The organism is Lutimonas halocynthiae (assembly GCF_030409835.1).
GTDB lineage: Bacteria > Bacteroidota > Bacteroidia > Flavobacteriales > Flavobacteriaceae > Lutimonas > Lutimonas halocynthiae.
On the sequence record NZ_JAUFQO010000004.1, the window covers coordinates 253,373 to 276,306 of the forward strand.

Sequence of the window (22,934 nt, forward strand, 5' to 3'; positions counted from 1 at the left end):
CTGTAGATCTGCATAAACAATAAAGAAAATGAATTTGTGCTATGCAATTTAACAATAATAAGTTAGAACCTGAAGATTTTTATTACAGCCGCGAAGGTTATAAAGTCTTTACCGAAAAGTATCATCTAAAAAGAGGCTATTGTTGTAAAAATAATTGCAGACATTGCCCTTATGGATTTGATCCCAAAAAACCTTAAGCTCCATTATACACATTAAACACTTGATTTTCATGATTTTAATGTAAATAACTTATGTATTCTTGTTTACGCTAATCATTTGTTTGGTATGATTATTGCTACTAAAGTCTTAGTTGTGCTATATATATAAATACACCCATATGAAGAATATTTACGCTTTAGCTTCTCTGATTTTATTAATGGTCGTTGTTTCCTGTTCTTCAGTAAGCGTTTATTCCGACTATGATAAAGCAACAGATTTTACCGGTTTTAAAACCTATGCGTTTTATAAAAAAGGAATTGACAAAGTAGAGATATCTGATCTTGATAAAAAAAGGATACTGAGAGCCATTGAAAGAGAACTTAAAGCCAAAGGAATGGTTGCTTCTGACAATCCGGATCTTCTTGTAAATATTTTTACAAAATCACGAGAAAAAATTGATATCTACAATAATAACAGCTATTATGGCTGGTACCCATGGTATTATGGTTATGGTGGTTATTATGGTGGTGGTGGCTATGGATTTGGCTACTCTAACGTTTCCAGTTCGACTGAAGGAACCCTATTTATTGACCTAATAGATGCCCGTAAGAAGGAATTAGCATGGCAAGGTATAGGCGTTGGCATTCTTTCATATTATAAAAATGTAGATAAAAAGGAGGCCAAAATTAACGAATTTGTGACCAATATCATGACACAGTATCCTCCTCAGATTGAAGTCTCATCAAACTAACTGATACTTATATCTTACAACATTAAACAGGTCATATTTGATCTATTTGTTCCTGAATCTCTTCCCATGATGCCATTAATTCTTCGACACGAGATTTTTTCTGTTGGTACGCTTTAAAGAATTGTTCATTTTCCTGAAGAATTTCAAAATTCTGGCCGATTTCAATATCATCACCACTGATCTTCTTCTCCAGTTCTGATATTTCACTTTCAATCTTACTCAGCTTGTTTTGTAATTTTTTCTTTTGCTTTTGATCAGCATGTCCTTGTTTACCACTTTTCACTGAACCTGCAGACTCCTTCTCTTTTTTAGACTTCATTTCAACTGCCCTCATATCCTCTAATTCATGTTGATCAAGGAAATAGTTGATGTCACCTAAATATTGTTTGATACCACCTTCTCTGAACGAAAAAACCGTTGACGCCAGATCTTGTAAAAAGTCCCTGTCATGAGAAACAAGAATCAATGTTCCATCAAATTCTTTTAAGGCCTTTTTAAGTACGTTTTTAGAAGCTATATCCAAGTGATTGGTAGGCTCATCCATAATCAAGACATTAAACGGATGTAAAAGCATCTTACACAAGGCAAGACGATTCCTTTCTCCTCCCGACAGCACTTTCACTTTCTTCTCCACCTCATCTCCTCTAAAAAGAAAAGAGCCCAACATATCACGAACCCTTATTCTATTACCATCAGTAGCTTCATTCTCCATCGTTTCTAGTATGGTCAATTCGCCATCCAAATATTCTGATTGGTTCTGAGCAAAATATCCGATTTGCACATTGTGACCTAATTTTAGTTGACCATCATAGTCAATCTCTCCTACCATAATCTTAGCCAGTGTCGACTTTCCCTGTCCGTTCTGGCCTACAAAAGCAATCTTACTTCCGCGTTCTATAAGCATATCCACTCCTTGCAGTACCTGGTTATCACCATAATTCTTGGCAACCCCTTCTGCCTCTACAACTACCTTACCTGGTGTTACAGAAATTGGAAAACGAACGTTCATCACCGCATTATCATCTACATCAACTTCTATTCGTTGCACTTTATTCAGTTTTTTGATCAATGACTGCGCCATAGAAGCCTTACTGGCTTTGGCTCGAAATTTTTCAATCAACTGTTCTGTCTGTTTGATTTCTTTTTCCTGATTTTTCTGAGATTGTAACTGTTTTTCTTTGATCTCGTTTCTCAATAACAAATACTGAGAATAAGGTTTTTTATAATCATAAATCTGACCCAGTGAGATCTCAATAGTTCTATTTGTAACATTATCGAGGAACATCTTATCGTGAGAAACCATCATAATCGCCCCGCTAAATCCTTTTAGAAAATTCTCAAACCAAATAATCGATTCAATATCCAGGTGATTCGTAGGTTCATCCAGCAAGAGAATATCGTGCTTTTGCAATAATAATTTTGCCAATTCTATCCTCATTCTCCATCCCCCTGAAAAGGTGTCTGTCATTTGATGAAAATTCTCTTGTTTGAATCCAAGCCCTACAAGTATCTTTTCTGTCTCCCCCTGATAATTATAACCTCCAATCAGTTCATAACGATGAGATAATTCATCAAGATCATGCATCAAATTATGATAATATTCACTTTCATAATCAGTTCTTTCAGCCAATTGAGTATTGACATCTTCCAGCTTTTTCTCTATAGTCTTGATTTCCTGAAAAGCCTGATACGCTTCTTCAAGCACAGTCCTTCCTTCTTCAAAATCTATGTCTTGTTTTAAAAAGCCTAAACTAATTTCCTTATCAAAGGCCATTGAGCCTCGATCATATTCCTGTTCACCAGCAACTATTTTTAATAAAGTTGATTTTCCGGCCCCGTTTTTTCCAACCAGTCCTATTCGATCTCCTGCATTTAACTTAAAAGTAATTCCCGAAAACAATTCTTCTCCTGAAAATGAAACGGTAATATCGTGGGCATTCAGCATTATTCTATCTTAAAAATTTATCTTTGCAAAAGTAATTGAATATAGTTAATCCGCAATGCTCAAAAAAGGCTCTAAATTATACAGTGTTTTTAACAACAAATGCCCTCAATGTCAGGAAGGTAAATTCTTTAAACACGCCTGTACATTGAATTTTAAAAAGAATTTGAGCACCCATAAGACCTGCGAATCATGCGGATTAAGATACATGATTGAGCCATCTTTTTTTTATGGCGCCATGTATGTTTCCTATGCAATAACCGTAGCGCTTGCAGTGGCTATTTTTATTATTGGATATTTTTTAGGCTTAGGTTTGATCGGTTCTTTTGCCGCAATCGTCTTAATTCTTCTATCATTAACTCCGTTAACGATGAGGATATCCAGACTTTTGTATATCAATATGTTTGTCCACTATAAAAAAGAAACAAGCTAACCCTTCTGTTTAAACCTTCTTATATCCACCTCTTTATCTAAGGGAATATCATTCTCAAGAAATTGATATAATTTTTTAGCCATTAATGGCGCAATCATAACACCTCTTGTTCCTAAGCCATTCAAAATAGCAAGTCTGGAATTATCTTTATGGCATCCCAGCAAAGGCCTTCGGTCACCAGTAGTGGGTCTTACTCCGGCTTCATGACCAACAACCTCATATTTACAATTGATAACTGTTCGTAGCTTTTCTTCCAATTCTTTGCGACCTTCTATTGTTGGTGTGTTCGTTTGATCTGACCAGTTAAACGTTGCGCCTACTTTATAATGATCCTCCCCTAAGGGTAAAATAAAAATAGCTGACTTTACAACATCATTCAATTTTAAATCAGGAGCATAAATAGTTAGTAATTCTCCCTTTGTTCCGTTCAATGGCAATTTATTAAAAAAACGATTCTTTTCAATACCATTCCCTTCACAGAACACAATCTTGTCAGCTCTTAAATTCTTATAGTCAATGTGGGTTTCCCAAGTAATGATATTATCGTGCCTGAATGTCTCCTCAATCAGACTTCCACTTTGTTTCAGATCATCTCGATAGGCATTCACTAATTCTTTTACTTTGATCCTTCCGGTATGTTTTAGCCTTCCAGCTCTAAACGGAGCGACAATACTATCTGATGCTACATCTACAATTTCAGGATGCATATACTCTTGTAAAGCAGGTTTGTCGCAAGCGATGAACCAGTTGTTCTGTTCTTCAACACTTTTAAAAGTTCGGTAAATAGAAAAAACCTGATCAAATGAAGCTGACAGTTTATTTTCAAGCATTTTATAAAAAGGTATGGCAACATCCAATTGTTCCTTTGCATTCCAAACGGGAGTAAATCGTTTCAGAATAACAGGATTATACATACCTCCGGCTACAAGAGATGAAGTTTGGGAAACATCTTCGAAAACAACGAATGACTTCTGTTGTTTCTTGAGCTCTTCCGCAAAAGCAATTCCCGCCAACCCTAAGCCTACTATAATATAATCTACTGTTTTCTCTGACATGATTAATGCTTTATCAAACCATCTGGGGGCAAAGATACTACTTCAAGTCGAAAAAAGACTATCCGAAGGGTTCGGAGGTGAAGGGTTCACCTCCGATCACCTCACCTCCCATCACCTCACCTCCCATCACCTCGAGAACAAGGCATAAAAAAAACCCCTACTTTTCAGTAGAGGTTATTTCACTTATTAACTCAGTAATTAGTAATTCCACATGTCGAGCTCCCTATCTCGAATGTCTTCTTTAAGTTTATCTGATTCTAAAACTTGAAAAAGTGAATTTCCCTTTATATATTCAGCAACATCTCTGTTACCATAAATATTCTCTTCTCTATAGATGATTGCGTTGAATCTTCTGGCATTCAGTAAATGATCATACGACAATGGATAAGCAGAATTCTTTTGATTGAATACCTTCATATCATGTGTATTATATCTTGCGCCTGGATACCAAACCCAAAATAATTCGATCAACTCATCATGAGAACCTTCACTATCAATGAAGTTCACATCTGGAGCAACAGGAGCAACTCCTAATAATCTGTACTTTAACTCACCTTGACGTTTGTCAAAATACCACACTCCTTTAATTCTGAATCCTTCGATATCACCTGCAGTGATGTCTCTTCTGTCAACATACTCGTCAGTAAGAATTTCACCTGCATTCAATCTTTCTATACCTGCATCTGAAGTATCAATTCTAGCCAATCTACCTGATATATCCTTAAGTGTTAACTTGTCTTCGAAATACGAATCATCGTAAACATCTATGATCTCACCGCTCTTGATTCCTCTTAACAAAGTATCATACAATGACCTTCTTGATGAGCTGATATTACTCGTATCTACCGGATAGTAAAATGGCATGTTGATCTTTTCATTTAAATCAACGTATTCCCATACTACTTTTGACCATAAGATATCTCTGTCATCAATATATCCATAAGGCAGAGGCATATCATTATCAGCAGCTAACTGCTCTGGTGTTTTCATACCTACCTGTTCTGGAATCTTAGAGTTCAGCAAATTTGCCTGAGCACTTACAGATCCTACAGAAAGCAGACCGATTACTGCTATTATTAAACTTCTCAATTTCATAATTCTATATGGATTAATTTGTTATTTCAACATTTACTGGAGAAGCATTCTTCAAGTAATAACCTGAATTCCCCACTAATTTTTGTTTGACATCAAAAATGATCACAACATCTCCTTTTCTAGCCTTGTTCAATACTCTGATTGCAGAAGCATCAAATTTACTTCCTTTTACGATCACAGTCGGTTGGCCTGGCACTTTGACACTAAAACCGTTTGTACTGATCTTAAGATCGAACACGAAGTCTGGAAGCATTGAGCTAATCGTAGCCTTTTGCAAGGTACTCTTTGGCATTTTGATCATTCCGAACTCACCTCTTACAGCTGCAACAGGGGCTGGGATATCTTTAATTCTAAACATCTGGCTTGAAGTAATTGGTGTTCCATCAGGTAATTTTGCACTTACAGTGATTTTTACCTCTCTACCTTTACCAGGAGCCATTTCATATTTTCCAATTCCTTTTACTTTTTTCAAACCTGGAGCGCTTGCTTTTACAGCATTATCAGCAACACCTGGCACAGATACAGTAATTGGATTCTGTACACCTCTATATACTACATTCATCTTATCTGCTGAAATTACAGCACTGTTTGGTTTTGCAACAACAGCGTAAGAAGTTTCAACTGGTATCTCAACTGGTTTTCCATTTTCCATGAAAATGAATTTCCCTTTGATCGCATTCTCTCCCACATTTCCTGCTGGAAAGTCAAGAATTGCGCCACCATCTTTTATATTGGTGATTTCTTTACCGTTGATGACTACTTTCTCTGGCTTTAATGATCCGTCATATCTACCTAATACAATCTTACCTTGGAAATTTTCACCTTGTAAAGTTGCTGGTGTATTTGGAATCAAAATAGCCTGATAGTTATTCATACTAACATCACTTGCCATCTGACCTTGTAACATGTTTCCAAGAACTTCAGATTCAGTGGTTTTAATATCCGCCTGAATTTGCGTCATTTTAGTAATTGAAGCAACTAAAGGAAATCCTTTGTAATTATAATCCAACCAGAAGATTTCTTTACCTTCTCTATTGGTTACTTTATCTGTAGAAAATCTAGTTGCAACATCGTTCTTGATGTTCTCACTTCCTTCGCCCATGGCTGCAGAAAGATCGTTACGGTATTTATCCATTCTATCGATAAATTCCTGTCCTGCTTCGTTATAAACTCCGTCGTTTCCTTTAAAGAACTTAGTGTCAAGAAATTTACCAGAATCCATAGTTTCATAATCCGTAGGATCATCAACAGTTCCTTTCATTTCTTCCTTAAGACCTTCAAGATAAGTATTATACTCATCAGAGACTTCCTGAATTTTTTTTGCTTTAGCATTCTCGTCGCTATATTTTTCACTTTGTTCTATAGCTTTCATCGCTAAATCCTCATAGGATCTGCTATTTCTGGTTGTTGCAGCATCGTTTGCGGCTACCAGCTTGTTGTCCATTAATCCAAAGGCTTGTAAAACTTCTTTCGACATATTCATTGCCAACATAGCGATGAAAATCAAATACATCAAGTTAATCATCTTTTGCCTTGGTGATTGCGTACCTCCTGCCATTTTAAATAGTTTTTATAGGGTTAATAATTGAGTTGTTAAAAGAATTATAACTCTATGATTCTCTATTTGACATAGCAGATAACATACCTCCATATACTCCATTCAATGAAGATAGGTTTGTGGCTAAGGACTCCATTTGTTCCTTTAATCGTTCAGCATTATCCAAAGTTTCCTGGTTTAAGGAAGCTTGACGCTCAGCGTTTTCTTTCTGAATAATGTACATACTGTTCAATGATTCTAATTCAATAGCGGCAACTGATAATTGTTCTGCATATCTGTTTGACGCGGCGATAGAATCTGTAGCTGGTTTCATACCTTCTGCTGCACCTGCAAAATTGCTGATACTTTCAGATAATCTTCCTATTTTTTCTGAATCTAAATTAGCTTCTTGTAAAAGATCGTCTAACTTTTGTGATAATAATCCTTGAGCATCGTCAGCCTCTTGTTTATCTAGTGCTGTTCCTCCAGCTAATTCTGGATATACATTTGTCCAATCTAAATCTTCTTCTACCGGTTCAAATGCTGATAATGCGAATACCGCTGCTTCTACTATCATCCCTATTGTTAACATTTCTGTTCCTCCAGGAAAGTGAGCAATCTTAAAAAGTGCTCCTAAAATTACTACTGCGGCTCCAAGACCATAGGCCATGTTAAACGCTTTCTTTTTTGCTTTTGATTGTGCCATAATTTAAATTTTTTGATTTTTATTGATTAAGCTATTTTATTGATTATTCTGATTATTTATTTTTATCACTCATTTGAGTTCCCATATAGTCTTGTACAGTTCTAAAACCAATGTAACTTCTTGCTGAATCACCATATTCATAATCTCTGGTTCCAACTTCTAAGAAATAAGCTACATCCTTCCAAGAACCTCCTCTAATTACTTTTCTTTGATTCGCATCATCAACAACATTCGGGTTGATGGTAGATCCTAAGTAATATGATGATGGGTTATAAGCTGTATTTGTCCATTCAGATACGTTTCCTGACATGTTATACAAACCGTAGTCATTCGCATTATAAGATCTTGCTTCAACTGTATAAAGGGCTCCATCAGCTGCGTAATTTCCTCTTTCAGGTTTAAAATTCGCAAGGAAACATCCTCTGTCAGTTGTGGTATAAGGTCCACCCCATGGGTATTTTGCATATTCCAATCCACCTCTTGCAGCATATTCCCATTCTGCCTCAGTTGGTAATCTGAAACTAGGTTCTCTACCTGTACCTTTCTTTTTACCGGCTAAGAAATCATTTCTCTTTTGACTTCTAAAGTTACAAAATGCTTTTGCCTGGTTCCACGATACACCTACTACAGGGTATTCGTTATAAGCTTGATGCCAGAAGTAATCCTGGTGCATTGGATCATTATATGAATAATTGAAATCCTTAACCCATACTGCTGTGTCTGGATATACTTCGACTTCAACTTTATTTAAGAAATCTTTTTTACCTCCACTATTCTTTGCAGCAGCTGCTCCATCGAAAGTAACGTAAACATATTTCAATTTTTTAGTGTCAATTTTTCTTTTTCTCTCCATGGCCTCATCAATTGGAAGGAATAAACTATCCATTGCTTCAGCATAGTATTGGTCAGGAAACTCACTTGTATTCCATACCAATTCAACATCCCAATTCAAATAACGTCCTTCAGTAGGTGAGTTGATATCTCCCAAACTACCATAATTGTCCATCATATACTTATAATAAGCATTGTCAACACTATCTTGTTCTTTGAATTTATATTTTGAAATCCCGCTTACATCTCCTTTGTTTTGTTCTACTGGAGCTCCACCACCTATATCAGCCTCTTCAGCCAAAATAGCAAGTTTTGTTCTTAGGATAGAATCTCTAACTCTAAAAACAAATTCTCTGTATTCACTATTGGTAATCTCTGTATCATCCATATAATATGGTCTTACAGTAACTGTTCTAGAGGGAGCACTAAATGATCCTGCTACATCCTCTTGGCCTTTACCCATCGTAAATGCGCCACCAGGAATTAATACCATTCCGAAGGGCTTTTCAGGAAAAAACTTCTTATTTGCCGAAACTCCTACCAATTGGCCTCTGTCATTTCCAGATTTACAACTGCTAAGGAAAGCAAGGACAAATAAGGTTAGGATTAGGGATAACTTTTTCATAATTTTTACTTTTCTAACAAGTGTTATTGTTAATTTAAAACTCATTGTTACTATTTAATCGGTCATTTATTTTAAAAAAAACAAATAAAATTCCACACAAAATGTATTCTTTTGTTCCCTAAGAACGCTAAAAAACCGAGTTTAGTGTGTATTAATTTAATTTTCTAAAGGTTTTTAACCATCTTTCTGGTAATATCTGATTATTCGCTGTTAAATAATCCTGATAGGTACATGGTATTAACGTAGATTTATCTAAATTATTATGGCTAAAGTCAATCTCCATCCACCATCTCTCGCTCTTATCGCTCTTATAAAAGTTTATCGTTTCATTATCAACCAGAACGATATACTTTTTATAGTCCTTTTTAGATTCAAAAGGGTATTCATCAATTCTCAGATTAAAACCTTCAATGAAGTACCAAATCATTTGGGCTATTAAATGTGCCGTGTTCTCTCTTTGATCAAATTTCGAATTGTACTCGTAGATACCAAAGGATGACAATTTTCTGCTGATTCCTGCATACCTGGCAATCGCACAAATTTGATCTCCATAAAAACCATTTGGAACTGCATTATTATTTGCGGGGGCATCACTAACCCTAACAGCGCCTAAATCGATGCTTACAATATCGGCATCTCTAAGTATGGGTTCTACTGAAGTAATGTCTTTAGTTATACCTCCTAACCTATAGGCCTCAAAAAACAATTTATCCATGAGGTCTATTTCCTCCTGTGAATTAAAAAAAGTTTGAAACCCTACATTGCTATAATTAAATAGGTTGTTCGGCTTGTCCATAACAATATAATGAAGATAGTTATGAGAATTTAATCTTGGATCCATTTCTCCAATATCAAACCTATTATCAACAGAAACAATATTAACAGGTTTCCCTATTCTATCATAAGCCCTGTAATTTGCATAAGTTATGTCTTGACTACCACCTATTATGATAGGAGTAATTTTTTGTTCTATAAGCTGACCCAAAATTTCCTGCACTAAAAAATAGGTGTCGCCCGTTTCACTTCCGGTTGGAACATTACCCAGATCAGCAACATTTACATGCCAATTGCCAGGAAACATTTGATATAGGTATTTCCTAATAATCTCCAGACCCTTTCCAGTGCCGACATTATCAACGGCTCCCCTACTTTCGGTAACCCCAATAATGGCAATCTGAATATTCTCTAGATCTGGTAAACCATCCTTTTTGCTGTGTAATTTAATTTTATTTCCTAAGGATAGATCTGATTGCAAGGCAGTATGTGCTACTGCGATTTCCTCTACAGGTAAAAGAAGCTCTAGGCTCATATGTAATTGTTAAAGATAAAAAACGCCGCAATGTAATTAAATTTCCTATCGAAAGAAATTAGTGTTTACAAAAAATAAAAAGTCCTTTCAGTAATTCAACTGAAAGGACTCCTTTAAAATTTAAAAAATCTTATTTTTTCTTTGTAACGCGTTTCTTTTTAGCTGCCTTTTTAGGTGCGTTTTTTTCGAGTATACCCTTCACCTCATCAAGACTAAGCGCTTGAGCGTCAACAGTTTTTGGTAATTCAATTTTTGTTTTCCCTTTTAAGATATTATGACGACCCCATCTGGCCTTTTCAACTCTGATTCCTTCGTCTTCCCAATTGTGAACAACCTTTTCAATTTCCTTCTGCTTTTTCGCCTCAATCAATTCTACGATATCCTCATAAGTTAAATTGTCATAATCGTATTTCCTGTTGACATTTATAAACATGTTGTTCCACTTAATAAAAGGACCGAATCTTCCAACTCCTTTTTGAACCGGTAATTCCTCATATTCAGCAATAGGAGCATCTGCTTTTCGCTTCTCTTCAATCAATTCAATCGCTCTGTCTAAAGACACAGACATCGGGTTTTCATCTTTTGAAAGTGAAACAAATGACTTTCCAAACCTCACATAAGGCCCGAACCTACCATTGGCCACAATTACCTCTTCCTCTTCGTATTCACCAAGTGTCTTAGGTAACTTAAAAAGATCCATTGCCTCTTCATAAGTGATATTCCCTAAAGTTTGCTCGCCTTGTAGGCTGGCAAATTTCGGTTTCTCTTCATCAGTTGCCTCTCCTATTTGAACCATAGCACCAAATCTTCCCAAACGCGCATACACATTTTTCCCAGACTCTGGATCTACTCCTAACAAACGTTCCCCTTTAGCTCTCTCGGCATTTTCAGATACATGTTCAACAGATTCATGAAAAGATCCGTAAAATTCTTTAATCATTTCTGTCCAATTTCCCTTTCCTTCAGCAATATCATCAAATTCTTTTTCAACATTGGCAGTAAAACTCAGGTCCATGATTCCGGCAAAATGATCGACTAAAAAGTCGTTAACAATTTTACCAATATCCGTGGGTACCATTTTTCCTTTATCCGCTCCAACTTTTTCGGTTAAGGTTTTTGTTTCAACCTGATCATTGGCAAGCGTTAGTTCAGTATAGGTTCTTTCTTTTCCTTCAATAGTGCCTTTCACTGCATATTCTCTTCTTTGTATAGTAGAGATGGTTGGTGCATATGTAGAGGGACGTCCGATTCCTAATTCTTCAAGTTTTCTTACCAAAGAAGCTTCAGTATAACGATATGGCGCCTTGGTATATCTTTCCGTTGCATTGATAAAACTATTATCTAGCATCTCATTCACAGAAAGTTTAGGCAACATCCCGTCCTGCTCGTCATCTTCTTGGTCATCTCCTCCTTCAAGGTATACTTTCAAGAAACCATCAAAAGTAATTACTTCACCATTTGATGTAAAAACCTCCTGATTCTTATCGTTAATTATCCTAACATTAGTTCTTTCCAATTGTGCATCACTCATTTGTGAAGCAAGCGTTCTCTTCCAGATTAATTCATATAATCTTGCCTGATCACTTTCCGCCTGAACACTTCTTGTACTCATATTAGTTGGTCGGATCGCCTCATGCGCCTCTTGTGCACCTTTTGACTTATTCGTAAAATTTCTTGGTGTACTGTAAGCTTCTCCATAGGAAGAAGTTATTTCTTCCTGCGCTGCTGTTTTAGCATCCTCAGAAAGATTCACACTATCTGTTCTCATATAAGTAATGAGTCCGGCTTCATATAATCTTTGTGCAACAACCATTGTTTTTGCCACAGGAAAATATAACTTCCTGGAAGCCTCTTGTTGTAAAGTCGAAGTTGTAAACGGTCCTGTTGGTGATTTCTTTGCAGGTTTGGTTGTAAGGTCATCGACATTAAAAATCGCTCCTGCACAGGAATTTAAAAATTGTTCTGCTTCTTCCCTGGTTTTAAAATTCTTAGGTAGTTTCGCTTTAAATTTTCTTCCGTCTGCATTACTGAACTCCCCAACAACTCTGTATGAAGCTTCAGGAGTGAAGTTCTCCACTTCACGCTCTCTTTCAACTATAAGTCTTACAGCTACCGATTGTACCCTTCCGGCAGATAAGCCTCCTTTTACTTTTTTCCAAAGTACCGGAGATAGCTCATATCCTACCAATCTATCCAAAACCCTTCTTGCCTGCTGAGCATTGACCAAATCATAATTAATACTCCTTGGGTTTTCAATTGCTTTTAGAATTGCTTTTTTAGTAATTTCATGAAAAACAATCCGTTTTGTATTCTCATCAGTTAAGTTTAACTGCTCGTATAAATGCCAGGCAATGGCCTCTCCTTCTCGATCCTCATCACTTGCTAACCAGACCGTATCTGCTTTTTTCGCTAGTGATTTTAATTTCTTCACCACCGCTTTTTTATCGGTTGAAACGGTATAGTTAGGTTTAAAATCGCTTTCTACATTCACCCCTAACTCTTTAGAAGGCAGGTCAGCAATGTGCCCGTAGCTTGACTCTACCACATAATCTTTTCCTAAAAATTTTTCAATGGTTTTAGCTTTGGCTGGTGACTCTACTATTACTAAATTCTTCGACATTCTTATCTGTTTTTATACGGGACGCAACATAAGAAAGATTTTCTAAACTACATGACGTGATTCCTTATTTTGAGATTGCAAAAGTATATAGAAATTTTTAAAACAAAATTTTCAAAGCCAAAAATCGTCCGTTTTAGGGATATTTTAACGTTAAACGCAATGCATTTTTTATGTCAAAATGTCATAAAAACAAATTTTGATTGTATCTTTGCAAACCGAAAAATTTGAGAATGGCAAGTGAAAATATCATAGAAGAGAAAAAGCAAGGTCAGGCCTTAGTCACTGATAAAGTTAATGGTAACAGCAAGAAACTTTTTATAGAAAGTTACGGATGTCAGATGAACCTTAACGACAGTGAGATCGTAGCATCAATACTAGCTAAGGAAGGATTTAACACAACTCATTTACTCGAAGAAGCAGATCTTGTATTGGTAAATACCTGCTCAATAAGAGAGAAAGCGGAACAGACTATTAGAAAAAGACTACAAAAATATAACCGTGTCAGACGCATTAATCCAGGAATGAAAATCGGTGTTCTTGGATGCATGGCAGAAAGGTTAAAAACTAAATTTTTAGAAGAAGAAAAAATGGTTGACTTGGTAGTTGGTCCTGATGCTTATCGAGATCTGCCAAATTTGGTCAGGGAAATTGAAAGCGGGAAGGATGCCATTAATGTTATCTTATCAAAAGAAGAAACATATGGTGATGTTACGCCGGTAAGACTCAATAGCAATGGCGTATCAGCCTTTATTTCTATTACCCGGGGTTGTGACAACATGTGCACCTTTTGCGTAGTTCCGTTTACGCGAGGAAGAGAAAGAAGTCGTGATCCTCAAAGCATTGTAAAAGAAGCGCAAGACCTTTGGGAAAAAGGATACAAAGAAATTACCTTGTTAGGTCAAAATGTTGATTCCTATTTATGGTACGGTGGTGGTTTGAAAAAAGACTTTAAAAATGCTTCGGAAATTGCAAAGGCCACAGCTACTGACTTCTCAAAATTATTAGAAATGGTGGCACTTGCTGTTCCTAAGATGAGAATTCGATTTGCCACGTCAAATCCTCAAGACATGAGTGTTGATGTATTACATAGCATGGCTAAATTTGATAATATTTGTAATTATATCCATTTACCTGTTCAAACAGGTAGTACAAGAATGCTCGAGAGGATGAACAGGCAGCATACACGTGAAGAATATATGGAGTTGGTTGACAACGTTAAAAGAATTATACCGGATTGTGCTATTTCTCAAGACATGATAACAGGTTTTTGTGGGGAGACAGAAGAAGATCATCAAGACACCTTATCTTTAATGGAATATGTGGAATATGATTTTGGATTCATGTTTGCTTATTCTGAAAGACCTGGAACGCTTGCAGCAAAAAAAATGGAGGATGATGTGCCTCATGAAATTAAAAAGAGAAGACTATCAGAAATTATTAACTTACAACAGCGTCTTAGCTTATCGAAAATGCAACAAGCAGTTGGCAAGACTGTTGAGATCCTTATTGAAGGTGATTCAAAAAAATCTTCAGAACACTGGATGGGTAGAAATTCTCAAAACGCAGTAGCCGTTTTCCCAAAAACAGATGAGAAAATTGGAGATTTGGTTATGGTGCGCGTTGATGATTGCACATCAGCTACACTAATCGGAACAAGAGTAGCTTAATCTAGATAAATTGATAACAAAACCTGATTTGATCAGGAATAAAAATAGTTCAGCTTGGATTCATTACAGACTATAAAACAGCGATTCGGTATTATTGGAAATAACAACCAACTTAATCTGGCTCTTCAAAAAGCCATGCGGGTAGCGCCCACTGATATTTCTGTACTCGTAACCGGTGAAAGTGGTGTTGGGAAAGAAGTTATTCCTAAAATAATTCATAATCTATCTCATAGAAAACATGCCAAGTATATAGCTGTAAATTGTGGAGCTATTCCTGAAGGAACAATAGATAGTGAATTGTTTGGACATGAGAAAGGATCCTTTACAGGAGCATCTCAAACAAGAAACGGCTACTTTGAGGTAGCTGATGGAGGTACGATATTCCTGGATGAAGTTGGAGAACTTCCACTTACTACTCAGGTAAGGTTATTGAGGGTTCTTGAAAATGGAGAATTTTTCAAAGTTGGTTCATCTAAAGTGCAGAAAACGAATGTTAGAATAGTTGCTGCTACCAATTTAAATATGCCTGAAGCCATCCAAAAAGGCAAATTCAGAGAAGATCTTTACTACCGTCTTAGTACTGTTGAAATCTATTTACCCGCTCTAAGAAACAGACCTGATGACATCCATTTATTGTTCAGAAAGTTTGCCGCTGATTTTGCTCAAAAATACAATATGCCCACAATTAGACTTGATGATGAAGCCATTGAGGCATTGGTTTCGAATCAATGGAAAGGAAATATAAGGCAATTGAGAAATCTGACCGAGCAAATTTCGGTGATTGAACAAAACAGAAATATTACTGGTGCCTTATTGCGCACTTACCTGCCAGATTATAATCAAAATTTACCAGCTCTCATTTCAGATAAAAAGCCTGAAAGCGATTTTGCCAATGAAAGAGAAATTCTATACAAAATCCTTTTTGATATGAGAAACGATATCACAGATCTTAAGAAATTAACAAAAGAATTACTAAGTGAAGAGGCACCGAATAAAAGTGAGAAGAACACGCAGTTATTGATAGATAAGATCTACGGGGAAAACGAAGAATCAGACGAAGGACATACACTGGAGATTATATCGCAAGATGAGAGAGAGAGTTTTGAGCCTCATCCCAATATTGTTTCTTTTGATGATGCTGAAACCATAGAAGAAACGGTTTCGCTGCAAGAAAAAGAGGTTGAAATGATCAAACAAGCGCTTGACAGAAACAAAGGAAAAAGGAAACTTGCCGCTAAAGAATTAGGCATTTCTGAAAGGACTTTATACAGAAAAATAAACCAATATAATTTGTGATTTCAATCCTTTAATTGTTTATTTGTTCATCTTAATTTGACTTTGACATCCTTAAGTCGAACTACGAATTTATCACCATTTGGTTTTGCACATATAGTATATCATGAAAAACACATTATTTGGATTAGCTTGCATCTTACTTCTTATCCCGGTTGGCTGCGGAGTGTATTCATTTACTGGAGGAAGTACAGGAGATGCAAAGACCATACAAATAGATTATTTTCCGAATACGGCGATACTTGTTGAGCCCACTTTAAGTCAAAGCTTTACGGTGGCCCTTCAGGATCTCTTTTTAAGACAAACCAATCTAAAATTAACTGATGCAGGCGGTGACTTGCATTTCGAAGGTGAAATCACTCAATACAGGATTACTCCTATTGCGGCCACTGCTGAACAGACTGCTGCTCAAAACAGACTTACTGTAAGTGTAAGAGTGAGGTATTACAATAGATTAAATGAAGAGGATAATTTTGAACAAACCTTTTCCTTCTATAGTGATTATGACGGAAGTTTACAGTTAACTGGTTCTGTACTAGAAGCTGCCTATGACGATATCTTTGAAAGAATAACCCAAGATGTATTTAATGCGGCTGTTGCTAAATGGTAGATTATGAACTTAATTGAATTTAATGAAATATTGTCCGGACCTGACCAGATCAAAAAAAGTCAGCTAGCGGGATTACAGCAAATCACCGAACAATACCCTTATTTTCAAGTTGCCCATTATCTTCATTTAAAAGGATTAAAAAAGCGTCGCAGTTTTAAATACAATGATCATTTAAAAAAAACAGCTGCCTATACCACAGACCGTTCTTTGCTATTTGACAATATTACTTCCGATGATCTTGATATCCACCCTGCACCCAGTGATCTGATCGTTGAAAAAAATGACACATCTGTGAAGGAGGAAGCTGACATCGCTGAAGTCGATAAGCTATCAGATGAGGTCATACCTACAGATGTGCATCCGGAAGAAACGACACCTGAAGAAACCCTGAAGGTTGGACAACCCTTAGATTTTAAAAGTGATGAAACTTTTTCATTTAGAGAATGGTTGCAATTGAGCAGTTTTGAACCAATAAACAGGTCAGTCACTGCCCCAATAGAAGAAAAAATACCATCTCAAAAGCGACCTGATACTGCAGATAAAGGAGTTGGGAATATGGACCTTATTGACAAATTCATTGCCGCAAGTCCTAAAATAAACCCCTCTCTATATGATAGTTACACCGACGTCGGCATGGACAGTGTACAAGAAAACGAGAGCTTAATGACCGAAACTTTAGCACATGTTTATGTGGAACAAAAAAAGTATAAAAAAGCGATTACAGCTTTTACTATTTTAAGTTTGAAATATCCGGAAAAAAGTAGTTTCTTTGCACACCAAATTCAGGCAGTCAAAAAATTACAAGAAAAATAAAATAAGTTATGTCATATCTTTTATTCTTAATTTTGATAATTATTGTTTCAGTATTATTAATACTTGTTATCATGGTACAAAACCCTAAAGGTGGTGGTCTTTCTTCTTCTTTTGGAGGTGGTGGATCTCAAAACCTTGGTGGTGTGCAGAATACTACGAATTTCCTTGATAAAAGTACTTGGGGATTAGCTATTGCCTTGTTCGCTTTGATTTTATTATCAAATTTTGCGATTCCAAGGAACAATGTAGTTGACCTAAAATCTGAAACAGAAGGTATCATCAACAGTAGAGAAGTGTTAGATACACCTCAAACCTTAGACACTGACAAAGTGATAGACAGCAGTAACTAAGCTATTCAAAAAATCAAATAAAAATGCCAACGTAATGACACGTTGGCATTTTTTTTTAACATTTGTCAGTTTTTGAACAATGGCAATGTTTTTGCATCATTCAAGAAAACATTAATAACCTTAAAATTTATATAATGAGTAAATTAACAATTAAGCCTCTAGCAGACAGAGTTCTTATTGAGCCTTTAGCGGCTGAAACCAAAACTGCATCCGGAATATACATTCCTGATTCAGCTAAAGAGAAACCACAACAAGGTAAAGTTGTAGCAGTTGGAAATGGTAGCAAAGATGAGCCAATGACTGTTCAAATTGGAGATACAGTTTTATATGGCAAATTTGCAGGTACAGAATTAAAATTGGATGGAAATGATTATTTGATCATGAGAGAAAGTGACATTTTCGCTATCGTTTAATCCTAACTAAAAACTTAAAACAACAATAAAAATGGCAAAAAATATAATATTTGATATAGATTCACGTGATGGTTTAAAGCGTGGTGTTGATGCTTTAGCGAATGCAGTAAAAGTAACTCTAGGGCCAAAAGGCCGTAATGTAGTGATTGGAAAAGCTTTTGGCGGACCTCAGATCACTAAAGATGGTGTTACAGTAGCAAGAGAAATCGAATTAGAAGATCCGCATGAAAACATGGGGGCTCAAATGGTGAAAGAGGTAGCGTCTAAGACAAATGATCTTGCCGGAGATGGTACAACAACTGCTACAGTTTTAGCACAAGCTATTGTAAAAGAAGGTCTGAAAAATGTTGCTGCCGGTGCAAATCCACTTGATTTAAAACACGGTATAGACAAAGCTGTTGAAGTGATTATTGCTGATCTTCATGATCAATCTCAACTTGTAGGTAGCAAGCTTGATAAAATTAAGCAAGTAGCTTCTATCTCTGCTAATAATGATGAATCTGTTGGTAACCTTATCGCGGAAGCATTTGATAAAGTAGGTAAAGAAGGTGTTATTACTGTTGAAGAAGCCAAAGGAACCGAAACACACGTTGACATTGTTGAAGGTATGCAATTCGACAGAGGTTATTTATCTCCTTACTTTGTAACTGACTCTGAAAAAATGGTCGCTGATCTTGAATCTCCTTATATCCTTTTATATGACAAGAAGATTTCAACTATGAAAGATTTGTTACCTATTCTTGAGCCTGTTGCTCAGTCTGGTAAGCCTTTATTGATCATTGCTGAAGATATTGACGGTGAAGCATTAGCTACATTAGTTGTAAACAAATTAAGAGGATCTCTTAAAATTGCAGCTGTTAAAGCTCCAGGTTTTGGTGACAGAAGAAAAGCAATGCTTGAAGACATTGCCATTTTAACAGGTGGTACTGTTGTAGCTGAAGAAAGAGGATTTACCCTTGAAAATGCAACTATTGACATGCTTGGAACAGCTGAAAGAGTTAGTATTGATAAAGACAATACAACTGTAGTGAATGGAGCAGGAGATTCTGATACCATTAAAGCTAGAGTTAGTCAAATTAAATCTCAAATTGAGACAACTACTTCTGATTACGATAAAGAAAAACTTCAAGAACGTTTGGCTAAATTAGCCGGTGGTGTTGCTGTATTATATGTTGGAGCTGCCAGTGAAATTGAAATGAAAGAAAAGAAAGATCGTGTGGACGATGCCCTGCATGCAACGAGAGCTGCAGTTGAGGAAGGAATCATTGCTGGTGGAGGTGTTGCACTAGTAAGATCTATACAAAAACTTGTTGGTATTAAGACTGATAATCAGGATGAAACTACAGGAATTAAGATTGTTGCAAGAGCTATTGAAGAGCCTTTACGTCAGATTGCAGAAAATGCAGGAAACGAAGGGTCAGTAATTGTATCAAAAGTATTAGAAGGTAAAGGTGATTTTGGTTTCAATGCGAAAACAGAAGAGTTTGTAAATATGCATAAAGCCGGAATTATTGATCCAACCAAAGTGACACGTATCGCTTTAGAAAATGCTGCTTCGGTTGCTGGAATGATTCTTACTACTGAATGTGCATTAGTTGATATTAAAGAAGATTCTCCGGCTCCAGCCATGCCTCCAATGGGCGGTGGTATGCCAGGAATGATGTAAAACATCAATATTCTATAGAGAATAAATATAGTAGAGCACCTGTTTGAGTCATCAAACAGGTGTTTTTTTTATGCGTCCTTACTTGCATCAAATGAAATCTTACCCAACAAAATATCAAAAAACATTTTAAAATCAGATAATAAACTCCATAAAGGATAAGAAAAAGTAGCTGGCTTATTTTTTTCAAAAAAGAAATGCCCAACCCAGGCAAAACCGTAACCTAAAACCGGAACAAAAAACCATAGCACTGACTCACTTAAATAAACCGCCAAGAATGCCAAGACAAAAACCAAAAATGTACCGATAAAGTGTAAAACTCTACATGTCTTATTTTTATGCTCTGTCAGATAAAATTGATAAAACTCAGTATATGTTTTAATTCTATTCATATCGTATTGTATAAAGCTTTCGTTAAAAATATTTTCATTGATCTTGCTTTTTGTTCAAGTTCCAAAATCGTTTCCATTAAATTATTAGCTGTTATAATCTCAGGAGGCAGATGCGTAAAATAATACCATTGCTTGTTCATTAACAAAGGTTGCCCTTCTGCACTTTCTTTAAATTCGCCAGGAATTCGCTTGCTTTTTTCTCCATGCAAATCCCCAAAAACATTTTTAAAATTAGCGTCTTCCAATAAATTATTTAATTTACTGCTATGTTGTTTAAAATAAGATCTCAATTTTTGAACTTGTTTTGTGTTGGGCATATAGATGCCACCATAAAAGGCTAGTTTTTCTGGTCCAAGTTCTATATAAATGCCTGGATGATTTTTGTCCTTACGCCCCTCGCTGCTAATAATGGCTGAATTATTTAATTTATAGGGTGTTTTATCCTTAGAAAAGCGAATATCTCTATTGATCCTAAAAATAGCATCCTTGGGTTCAATAGCCAATGATGTATCATCTCTCGACAGTGCCTTAATCAAATCACCAATAAAAACTTTAAATGGTTCACGTACTTCAGTCTCGTAACGCTTTCTATTTAGATCAAACCAGTCTTTATGGTTATTTGCTGCCAATTCTTTAAAGAACTCCAGATAATCTTGACTAAAATATTGCATAATTAGCTAATTATTAAAGATTTTGAAAAATACAAAAAATCATTGAAACACAATAAATGGATTAATTTCGGCAGGATTATACTTAATTCAGAAAAAATTCTAACTTAGAACATCCTTACAATCAACTAACTTTCTATGAGATACCTATTGTTACTAATTCTATTTTTTGTCATAAACACCGCTGGTTTTGCACAAAACTGCAGTGTTCAAAATATGGCGACAACCAAAGAATTCAAGTACGAACCAAAGTTTGGACAAATAGAAATTGACTGGTACCCAGAATGGCTGGAACACACTAATGGCGTAAAAAAAATCCCTGAGCCTCTTAAAGCGCAACCAAAATGGGATCACCCTTATATGAAATACGGCTATACGGCTGCAATGCATGAAGGGCCAAGATCTTCAGATGTTTCCAATAGACCTGGACCTACCCAAAATAATCCTATAGTGCAATATTTTCATGTAAAACAAAAAGGGGGTGATTTTTCTGGGATGTGCCCCACTTTCGCTTTTATCAATGATAGTACCATGGCAACCCTATCGTTTGGAAGAGCTAACACTACCCTATTACTTTTAGACATAAAAGATACTATACGGGTTTTAGATCACCTGCCCATTCCTGGAAGGGGAAGTTCTGCCTTTGAATTAGCAGGAAAAAAAGGAAGAGGGAAAATTTTTAGTAATACCGCAGGAGGCGCCTATTCCTATATTTCTAACAAAAATAGAATTTACATCCCAGGAGCCAATAATAATATTTTGCGGGTAACTGTAAAAGACAGAAAATTTATTAAAGATGTTGAATCGGTAAATCTTAAGGCCCAAATTGAGGCTGGTAATTTAGTAGAACCCCATTTGTCTGAAAAAGACAAATTGAACCAATTGACTGCCTTAATGCCTGATGTCAACGGTAATATCTGGTTCACATCGAGACAAGGCGTGGTTGGTTTGATACATCGTGAAGACAAAACAAAAGACGGCTGTCCAAAAGTTTATTCAACGTTTATAGGATATTTTCAAATAAAGGAAAAAATTAAGGAGCATTATCCTGAGTCCCTTTCGGAAATTGAAAAAGTGCTTCCTTATATTCACAAAGACAGTATCAACCCTGAGGCTCGCAGAATTGCGAGAACCGCTTTAAAAATTGATAAGGATACACACGAAGAAATTCAAAATTCGTTTTCAGTGGGTAAAGATGGCGTTTATATTGTGTCTAATATTGCCCTCTATAAACTCCGGTTCAATGAGGAAACCAAAGATATTGAGTTAGATCCTAAATGGGCTGAATCGTTTAAAAAAGGTGAATTGGTCTATGATAATAATATGGAAAACAAACCCGGACATTTAAATGCTGGCAGTGGTACAACACCTACATTAATGGACGATAGGTTTGTTGCTATTTGTGACAATGATGAAGGAAAAATTAATTTATGTATTTTCAGGCAAGACGATGGTGAACTCGTTAGTAAGTTACCTTTATTTGGAAATAACGGAAGCGCCGTAGAAAACTCAGCGGTTGCATATGAAAATACATACATAGTAGCCAATACATTTGGCTACTCCGACCCTTTTAAGGTCAATGCCACACCTGGAGGGATTATGCGATTTGATCTAAGTGAGGAATCCGGGAATTTTGAACCTGTTGAAGGTTGGCCAGCAAGCGGTGTATATGACTGTAAAACTGCTACACCAAAGTTATCAACCCGCACAGGAATGCTATATGTCTATAATCGAGATGAAGACACCACCACAGGGCATAGAGATTGGCAAGTTACGGGTATTGATTTTAGAACAGGTGTCAGAGTTGTTTATTCCAAGCTCTTTTTTGAAAAAGGTGACTTTAAGGACAATATCAATATTTTTATGAAAGCCGGATCGCTAGGCAACAAGCATTACGATCGAAAAGTATTCAACAATATTTGGGGCACTTTTACATTTGGTCCTAATAACAGTTTCTACCTTGGCACTTACAGAGGGTTTATCAAAGTGTCTTCTGATTAAT

21 protein-coding genes are annotated in these 22,934 nt (G+C 36.1%); 11 read left to right on the plus strand and 10 right to left on the minus strand.

Features of this window, described 5'->3' with window-relative positions:
* Positions 1-41: 41 nt before the first annotated feature.
* Both QWY87_RS06925 and QWY87_RS06930 read left to right on the plus strand, forming a co-directional pair.
* Positions 42-197: a C1orf53 family protein gene (locus QWY87_RS06925; protein ID WP_290289770.1), complete on the plus strand. Its 156-nt coding sequence runs from the start codon at positions 42-44 to the stop codon at positions 195-197.
* A gap of 140 nt (positions 198-337) precedes the next feature.
* Positions 338-910, plus strand: coding sequence for a DUF4136 domain-containing protein (locus QWY87_RS06930; RefSeq protein WP_290289771.1), 573 nt, complete (start codon positions 338-340; stop codon positions 908-910).
* 31 nt (positions 911-941) lie between these two features.
* Here the strand turns inward: QWY87_RS06930 and QWY87_RS06935 are convergent, their stop codons facing one another.
* Complete coding sequence (locus QWY87_RS06935; RefSeq protein ID WP_290289772.1) at positions 942-2,855, minus strand: ABC-F family ATP-binding cassette domain-containing protein; 1,914 nt, start codon at positions 2,853-2,855, stop codon at positions 942-944.
* Positions 2,856-2,910: 55 nt separating this feature from the next.
* Here QWY87_RS06935 and QWY87_RS06940 point away from each other — a divergent pair, with 55 nt between their 5' ends.
* Positions 2,911-3,285 (plus strand): DUF983 domain-containing protein, encoded by a 375-nt coding sequence (locus QWY87_RS06940; RefSeq protein WP_290289773.1) that lies wholly within the window; start codon positions 2,911-2,913, stop codon positions 3,283-3,285.
* On the opposite strand, the gene QWY87_RS06945 is transcribed toward QWY87_RS06940, so the two are convergent.
* The 7 genes from QWY87_RS06945 to topA form a co-directional block, all read right to left on the minus strand.
* Positions 3,282-4,340, minus strand: a complete 1,059-nt coding sequence (locus QWY87_RS06945; protein ID WP_290289774.1) for an NAD(P)/FAD-dependent oxidoreductase — start codon at positions 4,338-4,340, stop codon at positions 3,282-3,284. The two genes, QWY87_RS06940 and QWY87_RS06945, sit on opposite strands and share 4 nt — an antisense overlap.
* A 198-nt stretch (positions 4,341-4,538) precedes the next feature.
* Entirely contained in the window at positions 4,539-5,435 is an 897-nt protein-coding gene (porN, locus tag QWY87_RS06950) for a type IX secretion system ring subunit PorN/GldN (protein WP_290289775.1), read from the minus strand.
* Between the two features lie 13 nt (positions 5,436-5,448).
* Positions 5,449-6,993 (minus strand): type IX secretion system motor protein PorM/GldM, encoded by a 1,545-nt coding sequence (gene porM, locus QWY87_RS06955; protein WP_290289776.1) that lies wholly within the window; start codon positions 6,991-6,993, stop codon positions 5,449-5,451.
* Between the two features lie 52 nt (positions 6,994-7,045).
* Complete coding sequence (porL, locus tag QWY87_RS06960; protein WP_290289777.1) at positions 7,046-7,678, minus strand: type IX secretion system motor protein PorL/GldL; 633 nt, start codon at positions 7,676-7,678, stop codon at positions 7,046-7,048.
* A 52-nt stretch (positions 7,679-7,730) separates the two neighbouring features.
* Positions 7,731-9,134, minus strand: a complete 1,404-nt coding sequence (gene porK, locus QWY87_RS06965) for a T9SS ring complex lipoprotein PorK/GldK (protein WP_290289778.1) — start codon at positions 9,132-9,134, stop codon at positions 7,731-7,733.
* A gap of 151 nt (positions 9,135-9,285) precedes the next feature.
* Positions 9,286-10,443, minus strand: coding sequence for a formimidoylglutamase (locus tag QWY87_RS06970; RefSeq protein WP_290289779.1), 1,158 nt, complete (start codon positions 10,441-10,443; stop codon positions 9,286-9,288).
* A gap of 130 nt (positions 10,444-10,573) precedes the next feature.
* Complete coding sequence (gene topA, locus QWY87_RS06975; protein WP_290289780.1) at positions 10,574-13,063, minus strand: type I DNA topoisomerase; 2,490 nt, start codon at positions 13,061-13,063, stop codon at positions 10,574-10,576.
* Positions 13,064-13,293: 230 nt separating this feature from the next.
* Here topA and miaB point away from each other — a divergent pair, with 230 nt between their 5' ends.
* From miaB to groL, 7 genes are all read left to right on the plus strand, one after another.
* Positions 13,294-14,730 (plus strand): tRNA (N6-isopentenyl adenosine(37)-C2)-methylthiotransferase MiaB, encoded by a 1,437-nt coding sequence (gene miaB / locus QWY87_RS06980; protein ID WP_290289781.1) that lies wholly within the window; start codon positions 13,294-13,296, stop codon positions 14,728-14,730.
* Positions 14,731-14,784: 54 nt separating this feature from the next.
* Positions 14,785-16,026 carry a sigma-54 interaction domain-containing protein gene (locus QWY87_RS06985; RefSeq protein ID WP_290289783.1) on the plus strand — a complete coding sequence of 414 codons (1,242 nt, stop codon included), beginning with the start codon at positions 14,785-14,787 and terminating at the stop codon, positions 16,024-16,026.
* Between the two features lie 103 nt (positions 16,027-16,129).
* Complete coding sequence (locus tag QWY87_RS06990; protein WP_290289785.1) at positions 16,130-16,633, plus strand: LptE family protein; 504 nt, start codon at positions 16,130-16,132, stop codon at positions 16,631-16,633.
* Between the two features lie 3 nt (positions 16,634-16,636).
* A complete protein-coding gene (locus tag QWY87_RS06995; protein ID WP_290289787.1) occupies positions 16,637-17,446 on the plus strand; it encodes a DUF8458 domain-containing protein in 810 nt (269 codons plus the stop codon).
* Between the two features lie 8 nt (positions 17,447-17,454).
* Entirely contained in the window at positions 17,455-17,796 is a 342-nt protein-coding gene (secG, locus tag QWY87_RS07000) for a preprotein translocase subunit SecG (protein ID WP_290289789.1), read from the plus strand.
* A 134-nt stretch (positions 17,797-17,930) separates the two neighbouring features.
* Complete coding sequence (locus QWY87_RS07005) at positions 17,931-18,209, plus strand: co-chaperone GroES (protein WP_290289791.1); 279 nt, start codon at positions 17,931-17,933, stop codon at positions 18,207-18,209.
* A gap of 31 nt (positions 18,210-18,240) precedes the next feature.
* A complete protein-coding gene (gene groL / locus QWY87_RS07010; protein WP_290289793.1) occupies positions 18,241-19,875 on the plus strand; it encodes a chaperonin GroEL in 1,635 nt (544 codons plus the stop codon).
* A gap of 68 nt (positions 19,876-19,943) precedes the next feature.
* Here the strand turns inward: groL and QWY87_RS07015 are convergent, their stop codons facing one another.
* Both QWY87_RS07015 and QWY87_RS07020 read right to left on the minus strand, forming a co-directional pair.
* The gene (locus QWY87_RS07015; RefSeq protein WP_290289795.1) at positions 19,944-20,264 is read right to left on the minus strand and encodes an Mpo1-like protein; all 321 of its coding nucleotides are present in this window, start codon (positions 20,262-20,264) and stop codon (positions 19,944-19,946) included.
* Positions 20,261-20,935, minus strand: a complete 675-nt coding sequence (locus tag QWY87_RS07020) for a DUF2461 domain-containing protein (protein ID WP_290289797.1) — start codon at positions 20,933-20,935, stop codon at positions 20,261-20,263. The genes QWY87_RS07015 and QWY87_RS07020 overlap by 4 nt, the downstream gene beginning before the upstream one ends.
* Positions 20,936-21,070: 135 nt before the next feature.
* On the opposite strand from QWY87_RS07020, the gene QWY87_RS07025 reads away from it, so the two are divergent.
* On the plus strand, positions 21,071-22,933 hold the full coding sequence (locus tag QWY87_RS07025; protein ID WP_290289798.1) for a hypothetical protein: 1,863 nt from the start codon (positions 21,071-21,073) through the stop codon (positions 22,931-22,933).
* Position 22,934: the final 1 nt, after the last annotated feature.